22 protein-coding genes are annotated in these 23,250 nt (G+C 70.9%); 7 read left to right on the forward strand and 15 right to left on the reverse strand.

Features of this window, described 5'->3' with window-relative positions; all coding sequences use genetic code 11:
* Positions 1 to 128 precede the first annotated feature (128 nt).
* On the reverse strand, positions 129 to 3,503 hold the full coding sequence (locus ACH34R_RS23295; RefSeq protein ID WP_397563616.1) for an indolepyruvate ferredoxin oxidoreductase family protein: 3,375 nt from the start codon (positions 3,501 to 3,503) through the stop codon (positions 129 to 131).
* 66 nt (positions 3,504 to 3,569) lie between these two features.
* Here ACH34R_RS23295 and ACH34R_RS23300 point away from each other — a divergent pair, with 66 nt between their 5' ends.
* The 3 genes from ACH34R_RS23300 to ACH34R_RS23310 all read left to right on the forward strand — a co-directional run bounded on the left by ACH34R_RS23300 (position 3,570) and on the right by ACH34R_RS23310 (position 7,098).
* Complete coding sequence (locus ACH34R_RS23300) at positions 3,570 to 4,127, forward strand: Lrp/AsnC family transcriptional regulator (protein WP_397563617.1); 558 nt, start codon at positions 3,570 to 3,572, stop codon at positions 4,125 to 4,127.
* Positions 4,128 to 4,364: 237 nt separating this feature from the next.
* A complete protein-coding gene (locus ACH34R_RS23305) occupies positions 4,365 to 5,186 on the forward strand; it encodes a hypothetical protein (protein ID WP_397563618.1) in 822 nt (273 codons plus the stop codon).
* A gap of 1,198 nt (positions 5,187 to 6,384) precedes the next feature.
* The gene (locus tag ACH34R_RS23310) at positions 6,385 to 7,098 is read left to right on the forward strand and encodes a TIGR02569 family protein (RefSeq protein ID WP_397563619.1); all 714 of its coding nucleotides are present in this window, start codon (positions 6,385 to 6,387) and stop codon (positions 7,096 to 7,098) included.
* Between the two features lie 553 nt (positions 7,099 to 7,651).
* Here the strand turns inward: ACH34R_RS23310 and ACH34R_RS23315 are convergent.
* Positions 7,652 to 8,467, reverse strand: coding sequence for a hypothetical protein (locus tag ACH34R_RS23315; RefSeq protein ID WP_397563620.1), 816 nt, complete (start codon positions 8,465 to 8,467; stop codon positions 7,652 to 7,654).
* Positions 8,464 to 9,009, reverse strand: a complete 546-nt coding sequence (locus ACH34R_RS23320; RefSeq protein ID WP_397563621.1) for a papain-like cysteine protease family protein — start codon at positions 9,007 to 9,009, stop codon at positions 8,464 to 8,466. The genes ACH34R_RS23315 and ACH34R_RS23320 overlap by 4 nt, the downstream gene beginning before the upstream one ends.
* 211 nt (positions 9,010 to 9,220) lie before the next feature.
* Here ACH34R_RS23320 and ACH34R_RS23325 point away from each other — a divergent pair, with 211 nt between their 5' ends.
* Positions 9,221 to 9,568: a hypothetical protein gene (locus ACH34R_RS23325; RefSeq protein WP_397563622.1), complete on the forward strand. Its 348-nt coding sequence runs from the start codon at positions 9,221 to 9,223 to the stop codon at positions 9,566 to 9,568.
* Here the strand turns inward: ACH34R_RS23325 and ACH34R_RS23330 are convergent.
* The 3 genes from ACH34R_RS23330 to ACH34R_RS23340 form a co-directional block, all read right to left on the reverse strand.
* Positions 9,555 to 10,766, reverse strand: coding sequence for a cytochrome P450 (locus ACH34R_RS23330; RefSeq protein WP_397563623.1), 1,212 nt, complete (start codon positions 10,764 to 10,766; stop codon positions 9,555 to 9,557). The genes ACH34R_RS23325 and ACH34R_RS23330 overlap by 14 nt on opposite strands.
* Before the next feature lie 100 nt (positions 10,767 to 10,866).
* On the reverse strand, positions 10,867 to 11,715 hold the full coding sequence (locus ACH34R_RS23335; protein ID WP_397563624.1) for a polysaccharide deacetylase family protein: 849 nt from the start codon (positions 11,713 to 11,715) through the stop codon (positions 10,867 to 10,869).
* 98 nt (positions 11,716 to 11,813) lie between these two features.
* The gene (locus ACH34R_RS23340; protein ID WP_397563625.1) at positions 11,814 to 12,740 is read right to left on the reverse strand and encodes a hypothetical protein; all 927 of its coding nucleotides are present in this window, start codon (positions 12,738 to 12,740) and stop codon (positions 11,814 to 11,816) included.
* Positions 12,741 to 12,916: 176 nt separating this feature from the next.
* Between ACH34R_RS23340 and ACH34R_RS23345 the strand changes: the two genes are divergently transcribed.
* Complete coding sequence (locus tag ACH34R_RS23345) at positions 12,917 to 13,525, forward strand: hypothetical protein (protein ID WP_397563626.1); 609 nt, start codon at positions 12,917 to 12,919, stop codon at positions 13,523 to 13,525.
* 19 nt (positions 13,526 to 13,544) lie between these two features.
* On the opposite strand, the gene ACH34R_RS23350 is transcribed toward ACH34R_RS23345, so the two are convergent.
* On the reverse strand, positions 13,545 to 14,150 hold the full coding sequence (locus tag ACH34R_RS23350; RefSeq protein ID WP_397563627.1) for a TetR/AcrR family transcriptional regulator: 606 nt from the start codon (positions 14,148 to 14,150) through the stop codon (positions 13,545 to 13,547).
* Between the two features lie 42 nt (positions 14,151 to 14,192).
* A complete protein-coding gene (locus ACH34R_RS23355; protein ID WP_397563628.1) occupies positions 14,193 to 14,777 on the reverse strand; it encodes a TetR/AcrR family transcriptional regulator in 585 nt (194 codons plus the stop codon).
* Between the two features lie 82 nt (positions 14,778 to 14,859).
* Between ACH34R_RS23355 and ACH34R_RS23360 the strand changes: the two genes are divergently transcribed.
* Positions 14,860 to 15,804: an aldo/keto reductase gene (locus ACH34R_RS23360; protein WP_397563629.1), complete on the forward strand. Its 945-nt coding sequence runs from the start codon at positions 14,860 to 14,862 to the stop codon at positions 15,802 to 15,804.
* Positions 15,805 to 15,810: 6 nt separating this feature from the next.
* On the opposite strand, the gene ACH34R_RS23365 is transcribed toward ACH34R_RS23360, so the two are convergent.
* The 3 genes from ACH34R_RS23365 to ACH34R_RS23375 form a co-directional block, all read right to left on the reverse strand.
* Positions 15,811 to 17,064: a cytochrome P450 gene (locus ACH34R_RS23365; RefSeq protein WP_397563630.1), complete on the reverse strand. Its 1,254-nt coding sequence runs from the start codon at positions 17,062 to 17,064 to the stop codon at positions 15,811 to 15,813.
* A 75-nt stretch (positions 17,065 to 17,139) separates the two neighbouring features.
* Positions 17,140 to 17,769: a hemerythrin domain-containing protein gene (locus tag ACH34R_RS23370; protein ID WP_397563631.1), complete on the reverse strand. Its 630-nt coding sequence runs from the start codon at positions 17,767 to 17,769 to the stop codon at positions 17,140 to 17,142.
* Positions 17,770 to 17,821: 52 nt separating this feature from the next.
* Positions 17,822 to 18,469: an FMN-dependent NADH-azoreductase gene (locus ACH34R_RS23375; RefSeq protein ID WP_397563632.1), complete on the reverse strand. Its 648-nt coding sequence runs from the start codon at positions 18,467 to 18,469 to the stop codon at positions 17,822 to 17,824.
* 92 nt (positions 18,470 to 18,561) lie between these two features.
* Here ACH34R_RS23375 and ACH34R_RS23380 point away from each other — a divergent pair, with 92 nt between their 5' ends.
* On the forward strand, positions 18,562 to 19,059 hold the full coding sequence (locus tag ACH34R_RS23380; protein ID WP_397563633.1) for a MarR family winged helix-turn-helix transcriptional regulator: 498 nt from the start codon (positions 18,562 to 18,564) through the stop codon (positions 19,057 to 19,059).
* A gap of 98 nt (positions 19,060 to 19,157) precedes the next feature.
* Here ACH34R_RS23380 and rox read toward each other — a convergent pair whose 3' ends face one another.
* The 4 genes from rox to ACH34R_RS23400 all read right to left on the reverse strand — a co-directional run bounded on the left by rox (position 19,158) and on the right by ACH34R_RS23400 (position 23,197).
* A complete protein-coding gene (rox, locus tag ACH34R_RS23385; protein ID WP_397563634.1) occupies positions 19,158 to 20,582 on the reverse strand; it encodes a rifampin monooxygenase in 1,425 nt (474 codons plus the stop codon).
* A gap of 168 nt (positions 20,583 to 20,750) precedes the next feature.
* The gene (locus ACH34R_RS23390; RefSeq protein WP_397563635.1) at positions 20,751 to 21,311 is read right to left on the reverse strand and encodes an NAD(P)H-dependent oxidoreductase; all 561 of its coding nucleotides are present in this window, start codon (positions 21,309 to 21,311) and stop codon (positions 20,751 to 20,753) included.
* On the reverse strand, positions 21,308 to 22,255 hold the full coding sequence (locus tag ACH34R_RS23395; RefSeq protein ID WP_397563636.1) for a pseudouridine-5'-phosphate glycosidase: 948 nt from the start codon (positions 22,253 to 22,255) through the stop codon (positions 21,308 to 21,310). The genes ACH34R_RS23390 and ACH34R_RS23395 overlap by 4 nt, the downstream gene beginning before the upstream one ends.
* 30 nt (positions 22,256 to 22,285) lie before the next feature.
* Positions 22,286 to 23,197 carry an EamA family transporter gene (locus ACH34R_RS23400; RefSeq protein ID WP_397563637.1) on the reverse strand — a complete coding sequence of 304 codons (912 nt, stop codon included), beginning with the start codon at positions 23,195 to 23,197 and terminating at the stop codon, positions 22,286 to 22,288.
* Between the last annotated feature and the right edge of the window lie 53 nt (positions 23,198 to 23,250).

The following is a 23,250-nucleotide window of genomic DNA, read 5'->3' on the forward strand; positions in this document are numbered from 1 at the left end:
CTCCTCGGACTCCTCGCGGAACACGGCGGTTCCGTGACCCGGCCAGTTTGCAACAGCATGTCATTAATAAGCAAGGTTACCCTTGCCTGCTGCCGTGCCCGCAGGAGGAGCGCCGTAAGGCGGGGGTGCTATCCGGTGATCGCGACTCGCGAGGTCAGGTCCGCGCGCAGGGCGGCCAGCCGTTCGCGGTAGCGCTCGACGTTGCCCAGCTTCACGTCCTCGTAGCCGCGGACTATGTCCGGCAGGCCGGCGATCTCCACGGCGACGTCGAAGGTCCGCTCGTCGAGGCGGTCGGTGAGCACGTTGAGCAGGTCCAGGTACTCGCGGACCAGCTCGCGTTCGACGACCCGGACCTTCGCCCTGCCGAACGGGTCGAGCGCGGTGCCCCGGAGCCTGCGCATCGCGTACAGCGCGTGGAAGCCCGGCCGGAACCAGCCGCCCAGCCTCAGCTTGCGGGACATGCCCATACCGCGCAGCAGCGGCGGGTGCAGGTGCCAGGAGGCTCGGGCCTCGGTACCGAACAGCTCGGTGACCTGGGCGGAGACCGTGGGGTCGAGACAGAGCCTGGCGACCTCGTACTCGTCCTTGTAGGCCATCAGCTTGTGCAGGTTGCGCGCCACGGCCTCGGTGAGCACCGTCGATCCGGGGGACACGGCGGCCTCGCGGCGGCGGACGGCCTCGACGGCGGCCAGGTACCGGGAGGCGTAGGCCGCGTTCTGGTAGGCGGTCAGCTCGGCGACGCGGATGCGCAGCACGCGGTCGAGTCCGGGCGCTTCTTCCGCGTCCTCGGCGGTGAACGCGGCCGGGTCGGCGACGTACCGCCGTCCGGCGCGGAACGCCCGCAGGTTCACCGCCACGGCCACCCCGTTGGCGGTGATGGCGTCCTCGATCGCGGTGGCGGGCAGCGGCAGCGCGCCCGCCTGGAAGGCCACGCCGATCATCAGCAGGTTCGCGTACTGGTCGTCGCCGAAGAGCCGGGTGGACAGCTCCCGCGCGTCGAGCGCGTGTCCCGCGCGCACCTGGTCCATGACGGCGGCCGTGGTGTCCGGTACCGAGGGGAAGGTGGCGGTGGGATCGCTGACCATGCGGCCGGTGGGCACCCGCGAGGTGGATACCACCGCGAACGTCCGGTCGGGGGAGGCCACGGCGAGGTTGCGGGGGTCGGCCGCCACCAGCAGGTCGCAGCCCAGGTAGAGATCGCACTCCCCGGCGGCCAGCTTGTTGGACCCGCCGCCCTCGCGGCGGAGGCGGACGTCGGAGACGACCGCGCCGCCCTTCTGCGCCAGGCCGGTCTGGTCCAGGGAACGTACGTCCCAACCGGCGATGAGCCCGGCCGTCGCCAGGATCTGGGAGGCGGTGACCACGCCCGTGCCGCCGATGCCGGTCAGCCGCACGCCGAACTCCGCGCCGGACACCACGCCCTCCGGGTCCGGAAGGTCTGCGGTGTCCGGGGCCTCGGGCCGGCCCTTCGGCCGGGTGCCCGCCGGGACCCGCACGGACATGAACGCCGGGCAGTCGCCATTCAGGCAACTGTGGTCGAGGTTGCACGAACCCTGGTGGACGGCCGTCTTGCGGCCGAACTCGGTCTCCACCGGCTGAACCGACAGGCAGTTGGACTTACGGCCGCAATCGCCGCAGCCCTCGCACACCCGCTCGTTGATGAAGATCCGCGTCTCCGGCTTGGGCGTCTTGTCCCGCTTGCGCCTGCGCCGCTGCTCGGTCGCGCACTCCTGGTCGTGCAGCAGCACGGTCACGCCGGGGGTGGCGGCCAGCACCTCCTGCGCCTGGGCGATCCGGGAGCGGTCCCAGACGGCGACGCCCCGGGGCAGCCGGACGCCTCGGTACCTGGCCTGGTCCTCGGTGGTCACGATCACCTTGGCCACGCCCTCGGCGAGCAGGATGTCCACGATCTGCGGCACGCCCATGCCGCCGGTCGCCTGCTGGCCGCCGGTCATGGCCACGGCCGAGTTGTAGAGCAGCTTGTAGGTGATGTTGACGCCGGCGGCGACCGCGGCCCTTACGGCGAGCGAGCCGGAGTGGTCGAAGGTGCCGTCGCCGAGGTTCTGCACGTAGTGGTTCCGGTCGAGGAACGGGGCCATCCCGATCCACTGGAGCCCTTCGCCGCCCATCTGGGACAGGCCGGTGACCGTGCCCACCTGGGCCTCGTCCATCAGCAGCACCATCGCGTGACAGCCGATGCCGCCGCCGACCAGGGAGCCCTCCAGCGGCTTGGTGGAGGTGTTGTGCGGGCAGCCGGAGCAGAAGTACGGCGTGCGCGGGACCAGCGGCAGCTCGATCCGGCGGGATCGGAGGTTCTTGGTGGGGATGCCGTGGGCGGTCAGGCGGCGGCGCAGCTTCGGGGTGATCGCGTCCACGTCCAGCTCGCCGTACGCCGGGATCAGCTCCGCGCCGCCGGGCTCGGACTTGCCGGTGAGCACGGGCGCGGCGGGGGTGCCGTACAGGATGTCGCGGACGGCGCTCTCCAGGAACGACCGCTTCTCCTCGATGACCAGGATCTCCTCCAGGCCCTCGGCGAACTCGCGGACCACCGTCTCCTCCAGCGGGAACGGCATGCCGACCTTGAGCAGCCGCAGCGGCGACCCGGCCAGCTCCGATTCGGCGATGCCCAGCCGTTCCAGCGCGGAGAGGAGGCTGAGCCAGGTGCGTCCGGCGGCGACGATGCCGAGCCGGTCGGCGCGGCCCCGGCCGGCGATCCGGTTCAGGCCGTTGAGCCGCGCGTACTCGCGTGCGATGCGGAGCCGGTTGGTGACCAGGTCGCGTTCGAGCGGGCCGAGCGTGGGCTGGAGCAGGTGGGCGGTGGGGACGTGCTTCTTCGCGCCGTCGGGCAGCAGCGGGAGCGGCCGGTCGGCGGCCAGATCGACCGTGGAGGAGCCGTCGGCCACCGCGGTCACGATCTTCAGCCCGGTCCACAGGCCGGAGGCGCGGGACAGCTCGACGGCGTGCAGGCCGAGGTCCAGGATGTCGCCGCTGTCGGCCGGGTAGAGGAAGGGCGTCGCCAGGTCGGCGAAGGAGAAGTCCGACGAGCAGGGGACGCTGGAGGACTTGGCGCCGGGGTCGTCCCCGACCAGCAGCACCACGCCGCCGTTCGGGTGCGCGCCCATCAGGTTGCCGTGCCGCAGCGCGTCCGTGGCGCGGTCCAGGCCGGGCGCCTTGCCGTACCAGATGCCGAGCACGCCGTCCCGGGTGCTGTCCTGGAACGTGCCGGCGAGCTGGCTGCCCTGCACCGCCGTGGCCGCGGACTCCTCGTTGAGCCCGGGGACGAAGGTGACGTCGGCGGTGGCCAGGAGTTCGCGCATGCGGCCGAGTTCGAGGTCGTACCCGGCCAGCGGCGAACCCTCGTAACCGGAGACGAACGTGCCGACCCGCAGACCCGCCGCGGTGTCGCGGCGGTGCTGGTCGATGGGCAGGCGCGCGAGCGCCTGGATGCCGGTCAGTTGGACCCGGCCCACTGTGGCGACATATCGGTCGCTGGAAATCGCCATTTCGGCCCGCTTTCGTATGCCGACTGTGCACCCATTTAGGGCGTTCGGCGGCCTATGGCGCAAGAGTTGGCCGATAAGGTGGGCCAATGGCTCGATTTCACTGCCGTCCGTCCCGCCGCGACCGGGCAACTGGCCATGCCTGACGCCCTCGACGAGCTGGACCTGTCGATCTTGAACCTCGCCATCGACCGGCCCCGGGCCGGGGTGCGGGAGTACGCCCGCCTGCTCGGCGTGGCCAGGGGCACCGTGCAGGCCCGGCTGGACAAGATGGCCCGCATCGGCGTGATCGCGGGCTACGCGCCGACGGTCTCCCCGGCGGCGATGGGCTTCACCGCATTCGCGTACGTGCGGCTGAACCTCTCGCAGGGGGTGCTCGACCAGGTCACCGAACACCTGGCCGCCATCCCCGAGGTCATCGAGGCCGACTCGATCGCCGGGGACAGCGACCTGCTCTGCCAGGTGGTGTCCACCGGGCCGGAAAACCTCGAAGAGGTGATCCAGCGCATCGTGGCCGTCCCCGGCGTGATCCGCAGCCGTACCGAGCCGGTCCTGCGCCGCCGCATTCCCCGCCGCATCAAGCCCTTGATCGAACGCGTCGCCCGCGACCTCGCCCGCCGACGCTGACTTTGAATTACCTAAACCCTGCGGTGGGGCCGGGGTCGTTCAAACGCTGGAAATATGCGCGACAAAAAACGGACACCGATATTGTCAGAACGGCCATGGAGGAACACACTCGGTGAGCAGAACACCCCGCGCCCCCCACGTTTGGAGCCCTTCGTGGACCGATCCGTCACCGCAATCCGCAGACGTGGATTATCGACGATCCGCCGCCTCGCGTCCGCCGCCGTGGCATTACTGGCCGTGCTATTCCTGGTGACCCCGCCCGCCACCGCCGCGGCCGTTCCCTCGCCCAAGGAGTACGTCTCCTACCTGGACCTGGAATGCTTCGCCACCGACCCCTACCAGCCGCCCGCCACGAGGCTCACCATCCAGCATCTCAACCCCGTGTTCAGCGGCCTGCCGGCCGAGACCGTCACCCTCGGCCCGCGTGAGCAACTGTGCACCCCGGTCGCCAAGAACCGTGTCATCCCGCCGAAGACGGTCCTCGACTACATCAGCTTCACCGACCTCGCCTGCTACCGGACCACCGGGGCCGCGATCAACAAGTCGCTCGTGCTGAGCCACCTCAACCCGGTGCTCGCCGACCTGCCGCGCCAGCAGGTGAACGTCACCGGCCTGCAACAACTCTGCGTACCCGTGCTGAAGAACAACGCCACGCCGCCCACCAAGGAGGCGCTGGAGTTCATTTCGCACATCGACCTCGCCTGCTACGCGATCACCCCCAACACGCCGATGAACCGGGCGCTCAACCTCACCCAGCTCAACCCCATCGTCGCCCGCGCGATCCGGCCCCGTGACACCCGCGTCACCGAGGCGCGCCAGCTCTGCGTGCCCGTCCAGAAGAAGGGCGACGAGATCCCGAAGGAACTCCTGGAGGTCATCCGGTGGATCGACCTGGAGAAGTACGACATCGTCTCCGGCACCGCCATCCAGAACGTGCCGCTGACCCTGCAACACATCAACCCGGTCCTCCGCGGCCTCCCCGCTGAGCGCGCCACCCTCCTCGGCCGCAGCCAACTCGCGGTCCCGGTCGCCAAGAACGGCGCCTTCCCGCCCGGCTGAGTTTCCGGCCCGCGGGCGACTTAATTACAGCCCGCGATAGACCACCCAATACCGGAACGCGCCGAATTAATAAGGCGAACGCCGGCCGGCGTTCGCCTTTCGACGCATTTGCCGAACGCTCTACGGTATTGCGACGGCGACCAATAGAGCTACGCCGGGGCGACTGGCACGGAGACCGGCGAGGGAAACGGCGTGGGGCCGATGGGGTACGGCGGGACGAACACATGCGGGGGTCGATGCGCGGATCGGTGTCGGACACGATGTGGTGAGCCGCGTCGGAGCCGGTGGTGTCCGGCGGGGAAGACCGGCTGGGGTACGGCGTGGGGCACGGTGAGGTGCGCGGTTCCGGAGCCGTTCGAGGTACGGCGGGGTGAGCGGCATAGGGACCGACGCAGGGGCTCGTGTGGAGACCGGCGTGGGCCGGTGAAGGTTACGGCGCGCGAGCAGACCTGGGAGTCGATGCGGGGAGCGGCGTGAGGGCCGGTGAAGGGATGGTGCGGGGCACGGTGAGGTGAGCTGCGTCGGAGCCGGTGGCGGTACGGCGGGGCGAGCGACACGGAAACCGGCAGGGGACCAGTGCGGGCCGCAGGCGGTACGGCGAGGCGAGGCGCACGGGGACCGGCTGGGTGTAGGGCACGGGCCCGAGCCGTTTGGGGTACAGGGGCGAGCAGCTTGGGGGCCGATGCAGGGACTCATGTGGAGACCGGCGTGGGGACCGGTGGGGGATCGACGTGGGGCCGGTACAGGGATGGCGTGGGGAGCGGCGGGGCGAGCGACGCGGAAACCGGGGGACCGGTGCGGGATGGTGCGGGATACGGCGTGGGGCCGGTGGAGGTACGGCAGGGGGAGGCACACGGGGGGCCGGCTGGGGGTAGGGCGTGGGGGATGGTGAGGGGTGCGGCGCTGGAGCCATTTTGGGGAGGGCGGGAGAGTGGATGCGGGAATCGGTGCGTGGATCGGTCTAGGACGCGCTGAGGTGGGCCGCGTCGGAGCCGCTGGCGGTACGGCGGGGCCGGTGCGGGGTGGTGTGGGGATTGTGAGGGGAACGGTGTTGGAGTCGGTGGGGGACGATGGGGGGATGGTATTGCGGGCGGTGGGTGGGCCTCCGGGGAGTGTGCTTGCGGCGTTTGGGCTGACAGGAAGCGTTCGGCCGCTTGCCGGAGGGCAGGGGGAGAGCTTCCGGGTCGGGGACGCGGTGGTGAAGCGGGTGGATATGGCGGAGGCCGAGTACTGCGCCGGGGTGCTGGCGGGCGTGCCCTCCTCGGCCGGGTTCCGGGTTCCGCGGCCTTGTCGGGCGGAGGGCGGCGGCCATGTGGTGGCGGGATGGGCGGCCTTTGAGTACGTACCGGGTACGTCGGGGCCCGCTGGTGAATGGGCGGCGCTGGTCGCCGCAGGCCGGGCCTTTCACCGTGCCCTACGCCATCTGCCCCGGCCGGACCTGCTCGACCGCCGCCACCACCAATGGGCGGTCGCCGACCGGATCGCGTGGGGCGAATCCGCCCCGGTGGCCTCGGCCGATGTGGGCTGGCTGCTGGAGAGGTTGGAGAGCATCCGGCGTCCCGTTGACGCGCCGAGTCAACTCATCCACGGAGACCTCACCGGCAACGTACTGTTCCACCCGGGCCTGCCCCCCGCCGTGATCGACTTCTCGCCGTACTGGCGGCCGGTGGGGTACGCCGACGCCATCATCGTCACCGACGGGCTCCTGTACCACGACGCCACCCCGGCGTTGATCGAGGAAGTGCTTCCCGGCCGCGACGGACCCCAGATGCTGATCCGGGCGATCATCTTCCGGCTGATGGCACTGGCCGTTCACGAAGGCCCCGGCGGGACCCTCCCCCAGGATGAGCCGGCCCACTTCGCCCGCGTCACCCACCTGGCGGAGCAGGCCGCCGCCCACCACGCCCCCTGACACCGGCCGCCCTGCGGCGCGGGCCGCCCCACGGTGTGGGCGGGGCGGCCCGCTGGGATAGGTGTCGGACTGCACGCGAGGACGCGTTGTGCGCGGATATGCGGATATGGGGATTTGTCCGGGCTTGTGGGTCCACCGGTTCGACCGGATCCATCCGATGGATCTAGTGGAACGCCCAGGGTCTACTGGGTCGCCGGGATCCGGCTCCCCGGCGTCTGCCCCGACCTGCCGGTTCTGTCGAGCCTATTCGGCGATGCGAGGTTTCTCACCCTCGCCGGATCTGCGGGTTTGCCGAGTGCCGGTTGGTTCGGTGGCGGGTCTCCGGGTTTGTCCCGGTCTGCCTGATCTGTCGGGGCTGCCGGGGTGCCGGAGGTTTTGGATCTATCGGTTTGTCGGGATCTATGGGTATCAGGGGTCGCCGGTATCAGGTTTCCCCGGCGTCTGCCCGGTCTGCCCGGTCTGCCCGGAGCCTGCCGGGTCTAGCGGGTACCAGATCAGCCGGTATCTGGTTCCCTGGTGTGCCGGTTCGTCCGGTGTCGGGCTGTCCTTGGGCCTACTTGGGTGCTTCAGGGGTGCGGCGTTTGCGGGTGATGGCTATGCCGGTGGTGAGGCCGGCGGCCAGTAGGGTCCCGGCGAGGATGGCCGGGGTGGGTGAGGTGTTGTCGTGGGTGGTGGGGGCGGTGGCGGTGAAGCCGCCGAGCTTGCCTTCCCGTTGGTAGGGCGAGCCCGCCTGTTTGTCGGCGTACCGGCCGTGGACGAGGGTCTGGTACTCGGCGAGCGACAGGCCCTGGGAGCCGATCGAGGCGGTGGCCTCGGGGTTGAGCGGGGTCACCCGGCCGTCGGCGAGCCGGTACCACGCGTGGATCTGGGGCTCGGTGAAGACCTGGCCGCCGGTCCCGGACTGGGCCGGGTAGGTCGCGTCGTACGGGCTGGAGACGATGTTGACGACCTGCCAGTCGCCCTGGACGCCCTTCTTCAGCCACAGGGACGCCTGCTGCCCGGTGGCCGACCGCGCGCCCGTCGCCAGGTAAACGAACTTCGCCACCGGAGCGCCCGCGTCGCCGCGCACGAACTCCGGGCTCAGCGAGTACACCGGGTGGACCGAGCCGGTGAGCTGCGGGGCCTTGGCCGCCGCCGCGGAATCGCTCACCTCGCCGCTGGTGAACTTACCGGCCTGGTGCCGGTCCAGGCGGACGAAGAACCGCGCGAGCCGGTCGTACGTCGCCGGCTGCGCCGCCGAGGTACGGGCCGCGGAGATGTCGGCGGCCGAGGGCGCGCCGGGGGGCGGCGACGCCGCCATTGCGGCCCCGCCGGACAGCACGGTCACGCCGACCGCGAGCAGGCACCCGCCCAGGAACGACCTTCTCACCGCACACCTCCGATCTGCGAGAGCGCCTCGGCCCAGCGGAACTCGTAGTTGCTGCGGTATTCGCTGTACCTCATCTCGCTGTACGTCGGGCTGGACGGCCACGGGTCGCCGAACGAGATGGACTGGGAGGCGTCGTCATAGCCGTAGATCACCTGGGAGTGACCACCGCCCGCCGTCCAGTAGATTCCGGTCTGGATGGGCTTGCCCGCGTCGATCTGCGACTTGACCGACGCGTACGACAGCGCGCCGCCCACCACACCCGGCGAGATGCCGAGCGCCTGGAACCCCCGCTGCACCCACTGGAGGTAGCCCGGCTGGTTGGGGCAGTAGCCGCTCTGCGGACGCCCGCGGGAGATGTTGCAGAAGCCGTTCTGGTCGATGTTGCCCTTGCCGAGGAACTTCGCGATCGTCAGACCGCTCGCGGCCCAGCACCACTGGTTCTGCTGCTGGACCTCCTGCTGGATGTTCAGCTCGCCGGCCCAGGCGGCCCCGGGGGCCATGGTGACGGCGACACCGACGGCCACCGCGGCGAGCCCGGACACCGCGCCCCGCCTTAATCGAGCGGCGCGCGCGCCTTCGCCCTGCGCTTTGATTCGCATTCTCCCTGCCTTTCCTCTGTAGCCGGTGGTACTTCACTTTCATAGTCACCTGACTTGACAGGGGAGGGTAATCTCACTTGGCCCATAATGCGAGGTTAGGATCGCTGGCGCTCGGAATGCTGAATACCTGCTCATACTTTTTCGGAGAGAGTGTATGGAGATTCCCCGCCTCGACGACCTGATCCGGCTGTTCGAGGACGTACCGGAAGGGCCGGACGGCGGGGCCGTCACCTGGCCGTTCGGGCTGCATTCGTTCGCTCTCGGCCGGGGTTCGGCCGGTGTGCTGTTCTCCATCGACCCGGCGGCGGGAGAGGCGTTCGTCAGCCTTTACGCCGATGACGCGGAAATCGCCACCCTCGGAAACCTGTGCGGCCTTATCCGGCTTTCCTTCGACCGGGAGGACGGGCGGGAAGGGCTCACGATATGGCTGGAAGACGCGGGACCGATACGCCTTCAGACCAGGCCGGCGATCCGCCTGACATGGGAGTTCAGGCGGTGGTGACGGGGAGGGTGAGGGGGCGGAGGACGAGGCCGGTGGTCCAGGGGATGGTGTCGGGTGGGGTGGTGAGGCGGAGGGTCGGGCGGTGGGCGGCCAGGGTCCTGATGGCCTCGGTCAGCTCGATCTTGGCGAGGGCCGCGCCCAGGCAGCGGTGCGGGCCGTAGCCGAAGGCCACGTGGGGGCGGTGGGCGTGGCCGGCGAACCGGTGGATGTCGAATCTCGACGGGTCGGGGAAGGCGCGCGGGTCGTGGTTGGCCGCGTTCATCAGCGGGAGCACGACCGTGCCCGCGGACAGGGGGCCGCTCGGGATGTCGGTGTCCTCGGTCATCCGGCGCATGAAGGGGTTGGCGGGCGGCCCGTCATAACGTAAGACCTCTTCCACCGCCGTGGCGGTCAGCTCCGGGTCGGCGACGAGTTCGGCCCACTGGGCGGGGTGCAGCAGCAGCCGCAGCACGCCCCGGGAGATCATCGCGGCCGTCGTCTCGTACCCCGCCGTGATCAGCGAGTACACGGCGTTGACCACTTCGGCCTCGGTCAGCCGGTCGTGCTCGTCGCTGGCCGCGATCAGCATGTCCACCAGGTCGCCGCCGGGCCTGCGGCGGTGCTCGGCGACCAGCTCGGCCGCGTACCCCATCAGGTCGGTGTAACCCTGGTAACGGGCCTGCTCGGTGGCCGTGGACGTGCTGAGGAACATGTCGGTCCACCGGATGAACTGCGTGTGGTGGTCCGCGGGCACGCCCAGCAGTTCGCAGATGACCCGGCCGGGGATCTTCATCGCGTACGCCTGGACCAGCTCGAACTCCTCGCCGAGGCCGTCCAGCAGGGCCCGCGCGACCGTGGCCACGCGCGGTCGCCACGGTTCGGTGTGCCGTGGGCTGAACGGGCCGGACAGGATGCGGCGGTAGCGCGTGTGGACCGGCGGGTCCTGGTTGATCAGGGAGACCGGGTCGTCGTCCATGGCGGTGCCGCTGACCATCCGGGGCAGCCCCGGCCCGCGCAGGTCGCGGCTGGACGTGGGCGCGCTCAGCACCGCCCGCACGTCGTCGTACCCGACGGCGACCGGGACGCTGTCGCCGCTGGGCATGGTCGCGGGCGCGAGCGGCCCCGACTCCCGCCTGCGGGCGAACTCCGGAGACGGTGTCCCCACCGGGCCGGGCACGATGTCCGGCCAGGTCGCTTCCCGATCAGGTTCGCCGGTCATCGCCAGCCCTCCACGATCCCTGGACGCACACAGCACGTCACCCTGCGTGGAACGTACGAAACGCGGCGACGCCCGTCAACACCGAGGTGGTCCGTGACCGTCAGCAGGGGCCGAGGTCGTGCCAGACCCACCGGGCGGCGGCCGGGTTGTCGAGCTTGGTCCACCAGCGGGCCTGGTACACCCGGCCGCCGTGGGAGACCCGCCGGTCCTTGGCGTAGACGGTGTGCGGGCGCCAGGCCGGGGCGGTGCACGCGGGCGGGTAGGGGCCGCCGGTCAGCGCGGGCAGGTCGAAGGACCAGCCCGCCTTGCGCCACTGCGGGATCACCTGCTCGTAGGCGGCCAGGGTGGGGCCGCGGTCGCCGCCGCCGTCGTGGGACAGGATGACGGCGGTCGGGCGGAGCTGGGCGTTGAGCCGCTGGATGATGACGTCGCTCGGCGAACCGTCCCAGTCGGTCGGGTCCACGGCCCAGCCCAGCGACGTCATGCCGAGGCTCGCGGCGGTCTGCGGGGTCGCGCCCCAGGCCCCGTACGGCGCGCGGAAGTACCGGATCGGCAGGTCCGGATCGCCCGCGGCGGCGCGGATCTCGTCGTTGGTGGCGGTCAGGTCGGCCTGGATCTGCTCAGGTGTCCAGGTGGACATGAAGTCGTGCTTGTAGCTGTGATTGCACAGGGCGTGCCCGTCGGCGGCGATGTCGCGCACCAGGCCGGGATCGGCCTTGGCCTGGCCGCCGATCAGGCAGAACGTCGCGCGCACGCGCAGCCGGCGCAGCAGGTCCAGCAGCCCCGGGGTCCAGGCGGACGGGCCGTCGTCGAAGGTGAGCGCGACGACCTGGCCGCTGGTGCGGGTGGCCTTGACGATCTCGCCGGTGGGGCCGTCGGCGTACGCGGGCGCGGCCGGAGTCAGAAACAGGGCGGTGGTCGCACATAACGCGAGTACGCGCAGTCGCATGGCGAGGGCCTTTCGCTGGGGGGACCGAGGCGCTCTGAATAGGAAAGCTTCCTAACTATAAGCGGCCAAGCGATCTCCGGCCAGGGGCCCGCGGGCCTTCAGGTGGTGCAGTGCTTCTGCGCGTCGGTACGGACCTTCCTGCCGGTGAACTCCTCAAGAACGGCCAGGTTCTCCGGGGCGTAGTTGGTCGCGGTGATCTTGTCGGCGTCGGGGCCGCCCAGCTTGCCGGTGTAGGGGGCCGACTTCTCCAGCCAGTACGCCGTGCGCAGGAACTGGGTCAGCACCAGCTCGCGCAGCTTCGGCTCGTTCTTGATCGTCGCCCAGTAGGCGGGGTGCCGGTCCCTCGCCACCCGCAGGTACAGCAGCAGGTATCGCAGGTTGGTGGCGGCGATGTCGCGTGCGTTGCTCGCCCCGACACCTTTGATGTACTCCTGGAGCACCGTCACCGCGGGCAGCCCGGTCAGCCCGGCGTTCAACTCCGCGAGCACGCCCTGGAGGTGGTACTCGCCCTGGGTCCGGTCGCGCAGGTAGATGCCGTCCATGGAGTCGCTGTACCGGTCCTTGATCAGCGGCAGGATCTCCTTGCGCGGGAAGCCGTCGTGCAGCGGGATCGCCGTGTCCTGCCGGGAGGCGTTGATCCAGGCCGCGGTGTGGACGTTCCACCGGGTCCGCGACGGGTCGAGGTCCCACATGTGGGTCTCCTCGTGGATGGCCACCATCATCGACTCGGCGAACGCCTCGAAGCTGTTCTTGCGCACGAACTGGTTCCAGTACGGGTCCCTGGCCTGGGCCACGGCCAGCGCCTGGCCGCTGGGCCAGCGCCGCTGGTACACGGCCTGGAGGGTCTGCATCCAGTTGGCGGACGTGAACCTCGCCCTGAGGTCGCTCACGTCGGCGGTGGGCTGCGACGGTTCCTCGTAGCAGTACGGCTCGGCGGCGGCTGCGGACGACGCGGCGGCCGGCGCCGCCACTGGCGACAGCGCGAGGAGTGCGGTCATGAACGACAGGACGCGAGTTCGACTCACCGGAACCTCATTCCCCGAGCGGGCGTGCCACCGGCAGGCAGGGCACGGGTGGCCACCGCTCGTTTCGGCATCACGGTGGATCGTATGGGCGTCACTTTCCGACGCCTACTCTCACTTGCGGTATAACATCCGGTTAACCCTCGGAGTTGTCCCCCGGTATGCGCGAAGATGAGGGCATGCGCCAGGGAAGTTACCACTATCAGGCGGTCCGCGAGCGTGGACTGGGCCGGCGGTGGCGATTAGCGGTCAAGAAAGAGCGGCTTTGCCTGGTGGTGTCCGGCAGTCCGTACAACAACGCGCCCGGCACCGAGTACGTCTGGATCGTGCCCGCGGCGCCCGGGGGCGACGGGCTGGCCGTGGAGGCGCTCGAGCACGCCGCCCGGAGCGACCTCGACGAAGAGGAACTCGACGAGCCCGACCAGGACTACGTGCGCCGCGTCCTGGACTTCGTGCGGTGGGGCATCTGGGGCAAGGAGCCCTTCTACGCCGCCCCCGAACCCGTGCTCGTCGCGCATCGGGCGGCGCTGGACCGGCCGGCCCGGTTCGACCAGGGGGACATCGTCCACGATGGCCGGAACGCCTTCATCGTGGTCTCCGGGCGGGCCTTCAACACCGTTCCGGAGACCGGCGTCATCTGGACCGTGCCGCTCGGCCCCGGGAACACGGTCCAGCCCGACCGGGTCACCACCCTCGACACCGGCCGCCTCGACACCTCGCGGCACCGGATTCCCCCCGACGATCTGGACGCCCTGCTGAGCATGATCGAGGGCATCCTCGACGCCTGACCGCCCGGCGCCGCCGGGATCAGGGCGTCAGCCACCGCCGGGCGAGATCGCGTACGGACTCCAGCCAGGGCTCCGGCCGCTGCCCGGCGGCGATCGCGTCGGCCGCGCCGTGCAGCACGGTGAACAGAACGGTGGCCGCGATGCGCGGATCGACCTGGCGCAGCGCGCCGTCGTCCATGCCGCGCCGCAGCGCCTTGGCCATGGCGGGGATGATGTCCTGCCCCATGTCCACGTCGGCGGGCGCGGGGGCGGGGGCCACGGTGTGCCTGCCGCCGGTGTGGAAGACGGCGGCGTGCAGCCCGCCGGGCTTGGCGATGGAGTCGAGGGCCGCGGCGAACTCGGCGTCGAGGACCGCCCACCAGTCGATCGGGCCGGTGGCCTCGGCCAGTTCGTGGAAGCGGTCCACATAGCCGCGCAGCACGCGTTCGCGTACCGCGGCGAGCATGTCATCCCAGGAGGAGAAGTACACGTAGAACGTGCCTTTGGCGGCGTCGGCCTCCGAAGTGACGGCCTGGACCCAGTTGGTCACCTCTTGCCCGGAGTCCAGGAGCCGGATGGCGGCGTCGATGAGTTCGCCGCGCCGGGCCTCAGGAGAAAGGCGGCGGCGGCTCCTGGAGGTGGCCACCGCAACAGGTTAGCCGACCTCCCGCCCCCCACCAGGGCCCCGCTACGGGCGCAGCGAGTCGATCACCAGGCCGAGCAGCCGTTCGGCCCGCTCCGGCGGGTCACCGGGCTCCGCGGACAGGAACACCCCGAACAGCAGCGAGGTGATGTCGTCGGGGTCGACGTCCGCGCGCAGCGAACCCGTCCGGGCCCCCTCGGCGAGGATCGCCGCGATGGCGGCGGTGATGCGCTCCCGGGTGGCCGGTGTGGCGATCCGCCCCGAGGCCCAGCCGGCCCGCAGCGTGTCGATCATTCCGCGCTTCGTCGCGACGAAGCCCGCGTAGCGCTGGATCCACTCGCGCATCGCGATCTCGGGCGGGAACCGCGCGAGCAGGACGGGCACGGCGGAGGTGACGTCGTCGAGTTCGGCGGCGTAGACCGCTTCGACCAGCGCCTCGCGGGTGGGGAAGTGGCGGTAGAGGGTGCCGATCCCGACGCCGGCCTCGCGGGCGATCCCCTCCAGCGGGACGGCGCCGTCGGCCGTCGCGAAGGCGCGGCGCGCGACGGCGATGAGGTTGTCGCGGTTGCGGCGCGCGTCGGCACGGGCGGGGCGGGCGGCGCCAGGAGGCGCCGGTTCTTCGGAAGCCAAAACGGAGGTACCTCCGGTAGTGCTATGGTCGGCGTTACGGAGGTCCCTCCGTTTTCTCTCTCTTACGAGAAGGGTAGCCCCCATGCTGGGTACCGGCACCTCGTCCACCGATCTCACGGCCATCGGCTTACCGCGCGCCGGGGGCGCGGGCACGCTCGCCGGGCACACCGTCTCGCGCATCGGGTTCGGGGCGATGCAACTGGAGCGGCTGCACGCCGACCGCAGTGCCGCCCTCGCGCTCGTCCGCCGCGCCGTCGAGCTGGGCGCCGATCACATCGACACGGCGCAGTTCTACGGAAACGGCTTCGCCAACGAGGTCATCAGGGAGGCGATCCGGCCCGGGGACGGGGTCCTCGTCGTGACCAAGGTCGGCGGCGACCCGAACCCAGGCGGCCATTTCCCGATCCGCCCCGCGCAGCGGCCCGAGGAACTGCGGGCGAGCGTGGAGGACAATCTCAGGAGCCTCGGCCTCGACCGGCTGCCGGTCGTGAACCTCCGGCGGCTCGACATGGGCCCGGGGCTGATCGCCGAGGGCGACCAGGTGGTCGGCCTCGACGATCAGCTCGCCGTGCTGACCGCGATGCGCGACGAGGGCAAGATCGGCGCGATCGGGCTGAGCAACGTGACCTTCAGCACGCTGCGCCGGGCGCTCCCCGCGGGCGTCGTGTGCGTGCAGAACGCCTACAACCTGCTGGCCCGTGGCGATGACGACATGCTCGTGGCGTGCGCCGCCGAGGGCATCGCCTGGGTTCCGTTCTTCCCGCTCGGCGGCACGTTCGCGCTGCTCCCCAGCGTGACCGACGAACCGGCGGTCCGCGAGGCGGCGCGTTCCCTGGGCCGCACCCCGGCGCAGGTCGGCCTGGCCTGGCTGCTCAGGCGTGCCCCCAACGTGCTGCTCATCCCCGGTACGGCCGACGCGGGCCACCTCGCGGAGAACGTCGCCGCGGGCTCGATCACGTTCGACGCCGCGACGCTCGCCGCGCTCAACGCCGTCCCGTCCCGCTCGGCCGACGTGCCGCTGCGCTGACCGGGGTCAGCGGGTCAGGCCCGCGTGGGTGACGAGGAGTTCGCCGACGCCGCGCAGGTTGATGTGGTCGCGGTACGGGGGCGGGTCGGTGACGAGGGCCGGGGCCTGGAGGCGGCGGGCGAAGGCGGTGAGCGCCAGTCGGCCCTGTAGCCGGGCCAGCGGCGCGCCGAGGCAGAAGTGCGGGCCGAAGCCGAAGCCCAGGTGCCGGATGTGCGTACGCCCGGGGTCGAAGCGGTCCGGGTCCGGGTTGGCCGCCGGGTCGCGGTGCGCCGCGGCCAGCAGCAGGATGACCAGCGCGCCCTCGGGCACCTTCGCCGCGCCGACCCGCATGTCCTCGGTGGCGACCCGGGCGGTGAGCTGGACCGGCGGGTCGTAGCGCAGGACCTCCTCCACGACGGCGGGCGCGGTGGCGGGATCGGCGCGCAGCGCGGCGAGCCGGCCGGGGTGCCGTAGCAGGGCCAGTACGCCGTTGGCGATCAGGTTGACCGTCGTCTCGTGCCCGGCCACCAGCAACAGCACGATCGTGGCGACCAGCTCGTCATGGCCGAGCACGTCGCCGCCGTCCTCCACGGCCAGTAGCTCGGAGATCAGGTCCTCCCGGCCGGGACGCCCGCGCCGGTCGGCGACCAGCTCGTTGACGTACCGATGCAGCTCGACCATGCCGTGGATCGACTCCGCGGCCTCGCCGTCGCCGTCGTCCGGGCCGGAGAACCCGTCGAGCATCCGGCCGAGCCCGGTCGACCAGCGGTGGAACAACCGCTCGTCGGCCGGCGGGACGCCGAGCATGCGGCAGATGACCGTCACCGGCAGCGGGTACGCGAGGCCGGACAGCATGTCGAACGGCTCCCGCCCGGGGACCTGGTCCAGGAGGTCATCGACCAGCCGGGCGATGGAATCCTCCATCCGGGCGATGGTCCGGGCGGTGAAGGCGCTGCTGACCAGGCGGCGCAGCCGGGTGTGGTCGGGAGGGTCCAGGGACAGGAACCACGGCTGCCGTACCGAGGGCGGGGCGTCCGGAGGATAGTGGTCGCCCGCCTGGCCGGGCGGGTCGAGCCGGCGGCGCTCGGCGCTGAGCCGCGGGTCGCGCAGCAGTGCCTCGCAGTCGCGAAAGCCGGTCACCACCAGCGAGGAGATCTCCTCGACCCACACCGGGCCGAGGGCGCGGAACTCGGCGTAGACGGGGTACGGGTCGGGCCTGGACATGGGCGAGAGCAGCCTGCCGACCAGCTCGAAGCCGGATGTCTCGCGGTCGGTCGCCATGGGGTCCGCCTCCTTGGGACGAGCGTTACTGACCTTGGGTCATTAATACTGACCCAAGGTCAATAAGTCAACCGCTCAGATGAAGCCGAGCCGGGCCAGGGGCTCGACCAGTTCGCGCTCCTCGTAGGACAGGTGGGACAGCAGGGTGTCGGTGAGCAGATCGACCGCCGATCGCAGGTGGTCCTGACCGTCGGTGGCGGTCATATGGGCCACCAGCGCCCGGTCGATCTCCTCAAGGACTCCGTGGATCGCCTGGTGCTCCTGCTCAAGCCGATCGACCACGGGCGCGAGCCGCGGGTCGGCGCGCCGCAGGTACGGGAACAGCGCCTGGTCCTCCAGGGTGTGGTGGGCGGCCACGACGCGGCAGTAGGAGGCGCAGTAGGCGCTGAGCCGCCAGGCGTCCTGCCGCATGGTCATCGCGTTGATCTCCGAACGCGCGGTCGCCGGGTCCGTGGCCCCGGCGATGACCTGCTCCATGAGCGCGCGCACCTGGGCCAGCTCGTGGCGCAGGTGGTCGTGGACGTCGATGAGGTGCCGGCCGCTCGCCTGCTCGTGCCGGGTGTAGCGGCGGCCCGGCTCCGGCGCGGGCCCGGTGGGGCGGGCGGCCTCGTCCCAGATGCGCCGGTCGCTCAGCCGTACGCCGTCGTCGGGTGTCGGCGAGACCGCGAACGGCGTGCGCGCCACCTTCCCCGGCATCCGGAGCATGGGCGACCCGCCTGCGGCCGGTGCGCGCCGATCATGCCCGCGATCGGTCATCTCAGGCGACTCCGGCCGCCACCTGCGCCGCCAGGAAGTCGCCGTGCCGGCGGGCCGAGCGATGGGCCGCCTCCAGCGACTCGGCGGCCAGGCCGCGGAAGGGGGCCAATGCGGGGTTGACCTCGGCCAGGGTGAGTTCGGCCTCGCTGACCTGGAGGTTCAGCCCGAAGACGTCCCGGAGCATGCGGACCAGCCAGGGTGTGGAGTGGTCCCAGCCCCACCTGGGCGTGCCGGGCCCATAGCCGCCGCCGCGCGCGGTGACCAGTACGGCGGGGCGGCCGGTGAGCGGGCCGGACGCGCCGGGGGCGAGGCGGGGGTCAGTGAGCACCAGGTCCATCCAGGTCTTGAAGTGCTGGGAGGGCCCGAAGTTGTAGAGCGGGACCGCGAACAGGTAGGCGTCGGCCTCGATCAGCTCGTCCGCCAGCTTCGCGGCCAGCGCGCGGGCCTGGTCGGCCTCGTGCGGCGGCGCGGCCGGGGAGCCGGCCAGGCTCTGCCAGGCCGAGGCCGGGACCGGGTCGGCCCGCAGGTCCCTGCGGGTCAGAGTGCCTTCCGCGTGTGCCTCGCGCCAGACGCTCAGCACCGTGTCGGCCACTCCCCGGGTGACCGACCCCTCCGCGCGGATGCTCGCATCGATCCTGAACAGGCGCATGCCGGTTCCTCCATCATCGCCGAAGTGTGTGGTCGTACAGATATGTTGTATAGCAGATGATCGGCGAAACAGAAAATGGTAGGATGAAACGCATGGCGGACGAAACTCTGGTCGAAGGGGATCTCGGCTGGATGCTCGGCGCGTCCTTCCGTGGCTACGCCAAGGCGGCGGGCCATGTGCTGGGCGGCATCCCCGGCGGTCCCCGCGGCTACCAGCTCCTCACCGAGGCCACCAGTGACACCCCCGCCAACCAGGGCACGCTCGCGCAGCGGCTGGGCATCGACCGCACCGTCCTGACCTACCTCATCGACGACCTGGAGAAGGCCGGGCTGGTCGAGCGCCACCCCGACCCGGCCGACCGCCGCCAGCGCCGCATCGTCGCCACCGCCAAGGGCCGCGCCCTGCGCGAAGACCGCCACACCGCGCTGCGCACCATGGAGACCCACCTGCTCGCGGTCCTCGGCGACGACGCGGGCACCTTCCAGGCCCTGCTGTGCACCCTCGCCCGCCACCTCAACTCCGCCGACCACCACCTCGACCTCTGCACCCTCGCCGAAGACCTCGAAAGGTCCTCGCCCACCCCCCGGTAGGCGGGTCGTGGCCGGCCTGCTGGAACGTTCCAATCGTGAGAGCGGGCCCGGTGTGGTGGCGCGCTTCGCGCGACCGCACCGGGCGGGGGTGGGTGAGGTCAGGTGGTGGGGTCGCCGAACCAGCGGGAGAGGTGGGTGTTCAGGTCGTGCTGGTCGTCGCCGATCCAGGCGATGTGGCCGTCGGGGCGTAGCAGGACGCACGGGACATCGAGGGCCGCGGTCGGGTCAGAGAGGTGATCGACCCGGTCTGACCAGCCGCCGGCGGTCAGCCGCTCGGTGCGGTCGAGGAGCAGGCCGCGCCCGTGATGCAGCAGGCCGTACAGGTGGCCCTGTTTCAGGTCGATGTCGGGCATGCGGCGGCCGAGCAGGTCGGGGCCCTCGCCGAAGTCGTAGCGGATGCCGATCGCGGTGATCTTCTCCATCAGGTGGCGGTTCACCTCCTCGAAGTCCATCAGCTCGGTGAGCAGCCTGCGTACGGCCTGCGGGCCCGGTTCGGTGGACTGGAGTTCCATCTGGGCGCGGGTGTTGTCCAGTACGGCAGCGGCGACCGGATGACGTTCGGCCTGGTAGGTGTCCAGCAGTGTTTCCGGGGCCCAGCCGCGGATCTGTGCGGCCAGTTTCCAGCCCAGGTTGAACGCGTCCTGGACGCCCAGGTTGAGGCCCTGCCCGCCGAGGGGCGGATGGATGTGCGCCGCGTCGCCGGCCAGCAGCACCCGCCCGGCCCGATAGCGTTCGGCCAGCCGGGTGGCGTCCCCGAAACGGGACAGCCAGCGCGGGGAGTGCACACCGAAATCGGTTCCGGCGATGGCACGCAACTGTCGCTGGAAATCCGCGAGGGTGGGCGGTTCGGCACGGTCGCCGATCCCCGCGGCGGGGACCAGCACGCTGTAAATCCCTCCGCCGAAAGGCCGGAGCCAGAATCGCTGATGGGACTGCTGGATTTCGGCCACCTTGGCGACGATCTCCTCCTGCGGCACGCCCACTTCCATCTCGCCCATCAGCGTTTCGGTCCGTGAGGGCTCGCCGGGGAAGCCGACGCCGAGCAGTTTGCGCACCGTACTGCGCCCGCCGTCACAGCCGACGAGGTAGCGCGAACGCAGCTTTTCCCCATCGGCCAGTTCGACGGTCACCCCTTCGTCGTCCTGCGCGAAACCGGTCACCGCGCTCCCGCGCCGGACCTGCGCGCCCAGTTCGGTCGCGTGCTCTTCGAGCAGGCGCTCGATGACCGGCTGCGGGAGGCCCAGCAGATACGAGTAGGCCGAATCCAGGCCCGTGGGCGCGGGTTTGGGGATGGCGGCGAAGAAACCGGCGGCCGGACGCCGTCTGCCGTGCGGGAGAACGCGATCCAGCAGCCCGCGCATCGCCATCAGCTCAAGGCTGCGGATATGCAGACCGACGATGCGGACGAACGACGTGGGCTCGGTTTCCTTTTCCAGAATGAGCACGCGCACATCGTGCAGCCGTAGTTCGGCGGCGAGCATCGCACCGGTCGGCCCGCATCCGGCGATCATCACATCGAACATGGAGGTGTTGCCTTTCGGGAGTGCCTTTGTCGGCAGGGCGCTCCCGGCGACACCTACGTCGATCGCCCGGCCGTGACGGCAAGGGGGAGCACCCACATCGCTACAGCGTTCATGGGTCTCACCTCCTTGGGCGGCGTCACGGCCAACGGCAAGCTACAAGCCCGGACATCATCCCGTCCAGCCCTTTTTCAGCGCGGCGGCGACACGTACCACGCGGCGGGCCTGGTGGCGGGCGGCGTCGCGGGTCTGGTCGCCGACGGGGACGGTGCCCTTGACGGTGGCGTGCGAGGTGCCGTACGGGTTGCCGTCGGCGAACTTCACCGGGTCCGTGTAGCCGGGGGCGACGATCACGCCGCCGAAGTGGTGGATCGACGTGTAGAGCGCCAGCAGTGTGGACTCGTGGCCGCCGTGGTGGGTCGAGGTGGTGACGAAGCCGCTGTAGACCTTGTCCGCCAGCGCCCCGCGCCCCCACAGGCCGCCGAGCCCGTCGATGAACTGCTTGAGCTGCGCCGAGACGTTGCCGAACCGGGTCGGGGTGCCGAACACCACCGCGTCCGCCCACTCGACGTCCTCCGGCGTGGCGGCCCGTTCCGCCGGGCGCTCGGCCAAGCCGAGCAGCCGCGCCTCGGCGCCCGCCTTCTCCGCCGTCTCGGCGATCTCCCTGGCGATCTCGGCGCAGTGCCCGGTCGCGGAGTAGTAGATGACCGCCAGCCGCACGGGGGCGTTCATGGCACCGGTACCAGGTCACGGACGTGGCGGGCGTAGGCCGCGGCCAGCCGGCCGCCGGCCTCGGCGGTGCTGATCAGCACCGCCATGTTGGCCTCCGCCGTACGCCCGCCGGTCAGCTCGTCCACCGCCCGCATCAGGTACTTGGTGATCGCGTTGCCGGTCACCCCGTCCCGCCGCGCGGTCACCAGCGCCTGCTCGATGGCGGCCTCCGCCTCGTCCCGGTCGATCGCGTCCTCCTCGCGCGGCGGGGTCGCGATGACCACGCCGCCCGCGCCGCCCAGTGCCCAGTGGAAGTCCACGGTCCGCGCGATGACGTCCTCGTCATCGATCCGGTGCGGCGCGCGCAGCCCGCTCGACATGCAGTAGAACGCCGGGAAGTCGTCCGCCCGGTACGTGATCAGCGGCACGCAGTGCGTCTCCAGGAACTCCAGGGTGAGCTTGAGGTCCAGGATGTTCTTGGCCCCCGCGCACACCACGGCCACCTTGGACCGGGTGAACTGGACGAGGTCGGAGGAGATGTCCATCGTGGTCTCCGCGCCGCGATGCACGCCGCCGATGCCCGCCGAGGAGAAGAACGTTATCCCGGCGAGTTCGGCCGCGACCAGCGAGGAGGCGACCGTCGTGGCGCCGGTGCCGCCCCGGGCGAGGATCACCGGCAGGTCCCTGCTGCTGACCTTCGGGATGCCGGGGGTGGCCGCGAAGCGGTCGATGTCCCGCGCGCCCATGCCCACGATGATCCGGCCCGCGTCGATGCCGATGGTGGCGGGGACCGCGCCACCGGCGCGTACCGCGTCCTCGACCTTCCGGGCCGTCAGGGCGTTGTCCGGGTAGGGCAGCCCGTGGGTGATGACGTTGGACTCCAGCGCGACGATCGGGTCCCCGGCGGCCAGTGCCGCCGCCACCTCTTCACCGAGTTCGATCGGAAGGGGGGTGTGGGTTGTCACGCGTCACCTCCTTTTATTCGTGGTTCTGTTTCATCCGGCGCGCTGGGAAACGGGCCCGTCCGCCGAGACCGGCTCGCTCGTCCGTTTCTTTCTGGGCTGCACCAGCACGACCGCGAAAATGATGGCCAGCGCCCCGATGATCTGTACCGGGCCGAGCGCCTGGCCCAGAATGAAATAGCCCAGAGCGGTGGCCGCCAGCGGGCTCACGAAACCCAGGAACGGCATCACCAGCGCGGGCAGCCGTTCGATTCCGCGAAACCAGATCGAGTAGGCGAACAGCGCGCCGACGACGCCCAGATAGGCGAATCCGATGGCGTTCTCGCGGGTGAGCGTGGTGGGCAGGTCCTCGGCCAGCAGGGTGACCGGCACCAGGACGACGCCGCCGACCGACAGTTGCCAGCCGGTGAACGTGAGCACCCCCATCCCGGGCGGCCGGCCCCACCGTTTGGTGAGGACGATCCCCGCGGCCATGCTGCACGCGCCGACCAGGCCGGCCAGCACGCCCATCGTGTCCAGCGCGGCCTCCGGCTGGAGCACCAGCAGGCCGACGCCGGCCGAGCCGACCGCGCAGGCGATCAGGTGATGCGCGCGGATGCGGTCCTTCAGCAGGAGCGCGCCCAGGATCAGCACCAGCAGCGGCTGTACCGAACCGACCAGGGCGGCCACCCCGCCGGGCAGGTGGTAGGCCGCGACGAACAGGAAATAGAAAAAGGCGCCGATGTTCAGCACCCCGAGGACGATGGTCCGTAACCACCAGATGCCGTGCGGCGCGGCCCGGCCGATGGCCAGCAGCAGCAGCCCGGCGGGTAAGGCGCGCATGGTGGAGGCCAGTAATGGGCGATCCGGCGGTAACAGCTCGGTGGTAACGATATAGGTGCTTCCCCAGACGGCGGGGGCGAGGGCCGTCACGACCGAGGTCGAAGCGATCCGGTCTTTGAGCATCGCGTCACCTGAAATCCATGGTGGAGTGGTTATCGGTACCTTTATGCGCGGCC

This window comes from Spongiactinospora sp. 9N601, assembly GCF_044326295.1.
In the GTDB taxonomy this organism is placed as follows: Bacteria; Actinomycetota; Actinomycetes; order Streptosporangiales; family Streptosporangiaceae; genus Spongiactinospora; species Spongiactinospora gelatinilytica.